We start from the raw sequence: 611 nt of genomic DNA, 5'->3' as shown, positions 1-611 counted from the left end.
CGGCGGGATGCCCGCGCCACCGGTTGCGCCAGCAGCAGCCGGTGCTTCCTTGGCCTTCTGCATCATGGCCTTGACGTAAACCTGCACGTCTTCTTTCAGGATGCGACCGTGCGGACCGCTGGCGCCAACGGCGCTCAGCTCGACGCCGAATTCACGGGCCAGTTGACGCACGGCAGGGCCGGCGTGAACTTTTGCACCAGGCTTGGCTGGAGCGGCGGCCGGCGTTGCAGCAGGTGCAGCAGCGGCAGGAGCGGCAGGAGCAGGTGCGCTCGGTGCGGCAGCGGTAGGTGCGGTCGCAGCAACAGGTGCAGCCGGGGCCGCGCCTTTGACTTTCAGTTTCAGGATCAGGTCGCCGGTACCGACTTCGTCATCGAGCTTGATGGAAATGCTTTCCACCACGCCAGCGGCTGGCGATGGAATTTCCATGCTCGCCTTGTCGGATTCCAGGGTGATCAGCGACTGGTCGGCCACAACGGTGTCGCCGGCCTTGACCAGGACTTCGATGATCTTGGCCTTGCCCGCCGAACCGATGTCCGGAACGTGGATATCCTGAACGCTGTCGGCCACTGGAGCAGCCGGGGCTGCCGCAGGTGCAGGTGCAGCAGCAGGGG

The 611-nt window shown here is 65.5% G+C and carries 1 protein-coding gene; it reads right to left on the bottom strand.

Annotation, left to right across the window (positions count from 1 at the left end):
* A partial coding sequence (locus PMI29_RS10215) for a biotin/lipoyl-containing protein (RefSeq protein WP_008000313.1) occupies nt 1–611 on the bottom strand: 611 nt, incomplete at both ends.

It is taken from the genome of Pseudomonas sp. GM49 (genome assembly GCF_000282355.1).
Taxonomy (GTDB): domain Bacteria; phylum Pseudomonadota; class Gammaproteobacteria; order Pseudomonadales; family Pseudomonadaceae; genus Aquipseudomonas.
Note: the sequence above shows the minus strand (reverse complement) of the source record. Positions and strands in the feature narration are given on the sequence as shown.